The sequence below is a fragment of the Gammaproteobacteria bacterium genome (assembly GCA_009845905.1).
GTDB lineage: Bacteria > Pseudomonadota > Gammaproteobacteria > Steroidobacterales > Foliamicaceae > Foliamicus.
The window spans coordinates 1-2,571 of sequence record VXYS01000008.1; the positions used below are offsets into that span (position 1 = coordinate 1).

The 2,571-nt window shown below is 61.7% G+C and carries 2 protein-coding genes and 1 tRNA gene; 1 reads left to right on the top strand and 2 read right to left on the bottom strand.

The genetic code is table 11. The annotated features are described in order from the left end of the window. Both F4036_07510 and F4036_07515 read right to left on the bottom strand, forming a co-directional pair. On the bottom strand, positions 1-1,301 hold a 1,301-nt coding region (locus F4036_07510; GenBank protein MYK37584.1), incomplete at its 3' end, for a UDP-N-acetylmuramoyl-tripeptide--D-alanyl-D-alanine ligase. Then, positions 1,276-1,680, bottom strand: coding sequence for a nucleotidyltransferase domain-containing protein (locus tag F4036_07515; GenBank protein MYK37585.1), 405 nt, complete (start codon positions 1,678-1,680; stop codon positions 1,276-1,278). The genes F4036_07510 and F4036_07515, both read right to left, overlap by 26 nt. A gap of 226 nt (positions 1,681-1,906) precedes the next feature. Here F4036_07515 and F4036_07520 point away from each other — a divergent pair. Next, positions 1,907-1,997, top strand: a tRNA-Ser gene (locus tag F4036_07520). Positions 1,998-2,571: the final 574 nt, after the last annotated feature.

Consider the following 2,571-nt stretch of genomic DNA (forward strand, 5'->3'; position numbering starts at 1 on the left):
AACACCCGATTAGACCCCTTAACCAACACCCGATCCCCAGCCCGAATCCCCCCAACCAACTGCTCAAGCAACGCATCATCAGCCGTCTCCCGCCAAAGCCATCGCTGCGACTCAGCCAACTCCTCATAAAGCACCCGCATCCCCTCACCCACCGCCACAACACGGTCAACGTGACGGCAGGCCTCAGCCAGCCCCCGGTGATAGGCCTCACCCTCAGCCCCAAGCTCCAACATCTCACCCAGCACCGCAATGGTCCGCCCCCGATCATTGCGCAGATACAAAAGCGCCGCCCGCATGCTGGCGGGATTGGCGTTGTAACTGTCATCCACCAGCACCGCCCCGCCGCAGCGGCGCTCGCTGCCGCGCCCACCGGGGATCAAGCTGTCTGGCAAATCGGTTGCCGCACTGAGGTCCCGGCCCAACGCCTTGAGCACGCAAAGCACCGCCGCCACCGACAGCGCCCGATGGGGGCCGCCACCAGGCACATGGGCCGCAATGCGCTGCCCGTCTACCTTATATATGGCACGATCACCCTCGCTGCGCAGCAGACGACAATCCGCGCCCTCCCCATCGCCGAAAGTCAGCGTAGGCAGATCCCCCGGCAGCCCCGCCCTGCCAAGCGATTGTTCAAGTACCAGTACACCTTTATCCCGCAGCCCTTTGAAAATAGACAACTTCTCTGTCCGAATTGCATCCAGATCAGCAAAGAACTCCCGATGGGCCGGATGCACGTTGAGCACAAGGGCCACGGTGGGCGAAACCAGCCGAGCAAGCGTTTCAATCTCCCCAGGATGGTTGGTGCCAACCTCAAACACCGCACACTCGGCCCCCGCCGGCGCGGACGCCAAGGACAGCGGCACACCCAGATGGTTGTTCAGGCTGCCCGCAGTGGTGAAGGCACCCAGCGCCGCCCCCAGCAAGGTCTTGACCGTGGTCTTGCCGCTGCTGCCGGTGACCGCAACCACCTGCCCGCCCAACGCCTGCCGCCGGGCACGGGCCAGCGCCCAAAGGCCATCGAGGCTGTCGTCAACGCGCAGCAAGGGGCCGGTGGTGGCAACGCGCCGATGCACCAAGGCCCCGGCAGCGCCGCGCTCGAAGGCGTGGGCCACATAGTCGTGGCCATCGCGCTCGGAGCGGCTGGAGGCATGAAATCGAGGCCCCGGATCGCCAGTGAGGGCGATGAACAGCTCACCGGGCTGGATGCGGCGGGAATCGATGCAAAGGCCAGTGATGTCGGGGCCGTCCTGCTCCGGCAGGTCAAGGGCCCGGCACAGTTCAGGCCAGCGCCAGAGGGGCTGCATAGCCTTCCATTCTCACCCACTCAATGCCGTCTTGCGCGATGCTTTGGTAGAACTCTGGATTTTTTGCGGTTGAGGGGTCAGCGAGCTGGTCCTCAAAGACGGGCCGTGGCGAAGGATACACATCGCCTCGGCGTGACAGCACTATTTCGTAGGCTATTCCTGACAATTGGTGGAGCAGGCGATAGGGGTATGCATCTGGTGGGGCGCCAGGAAAAACAACGGCAATGTCAATGTCGCTTTCCTCGTGATAGTCACCACGGGCGCGGCTTCCGTAGAGCAGAACCCGCTGCACAGGCGGCAAGTCGGCTTCTCGCAAGCGGGCGATGAACTCGTCCATGGCTTGGGCAGTGCTGCTGTCGACAGCAGAACGGTTGTTCACGGCGGGCTCCCGTGAAGGGCAATGTTGGGATTATGCCACTGGCAGCGGATTGCGCCCATTCCGAGAATGGGCAAGTTGCTAGCTGGTCGCTCGCTAGCTGGCCTGGAATTGCCAAAGTACGTCGGGCAGTGTAGCCGGAGCGAAACGCTTACTGGGCAGGGATCAGCCCTTTGAACACCGATATTGCGGTTATACTTGCGCCCCCGCCTGCACGGCGGGTAGTCCCGGAGAGGTGGCCGAGCGGCTGAAGGCGCTCCCCTGCTAAGGGAGTATGGGTTGATAGCTCATCGAGGGTTCGAATCCCTCCCTCTCCGCCAAATGCCAATAAAAACAATAGATTATGTAGGCATCATCAAAATTCCAACCGCAAAAGTGCAATTCTTGGCCGCTCATATCTGGACGGCTTGCTACGAGTCGTGGAGAGTTCCCCACCCCATCCCTCCACAAAGCAACGGTCCTGACGCTACCGACAGGCGGCCGTGTAGCCCATTCAATCGCATGATCGCAAGACAGCGTGGCGCGTCGGCACCCCTTCATGGTTCCTAACCTACTTGAGCCCCAAATGGACTTGCTCCGAGAGGAGTTCGTTCTCGTCCAAGCCTGGAAGAAGACTGCTAGCTACATTCGGCACCACAACTGGTATTCGGACACGCTAGCGCTAGACCGTGCGGCGGTAGACCTCCCGCTGTTTCTGGGCGAGATTCGAGAGCGCCTACTGCCCGCTGCGATGTGGCAAAATGGTCCCTTGCGCATCGTGCCGGCCCCGAAGGCTCAGCAATGGACAGTCGACCGCTCGAAGGGTGTGTGGGAACCACGCAAGTCGGTCGCCACAGCCTCGGAGCCTGTCAGGAATTTTGTGTTTGTGAGCGATAGGATGTCCACAGGAGGGCA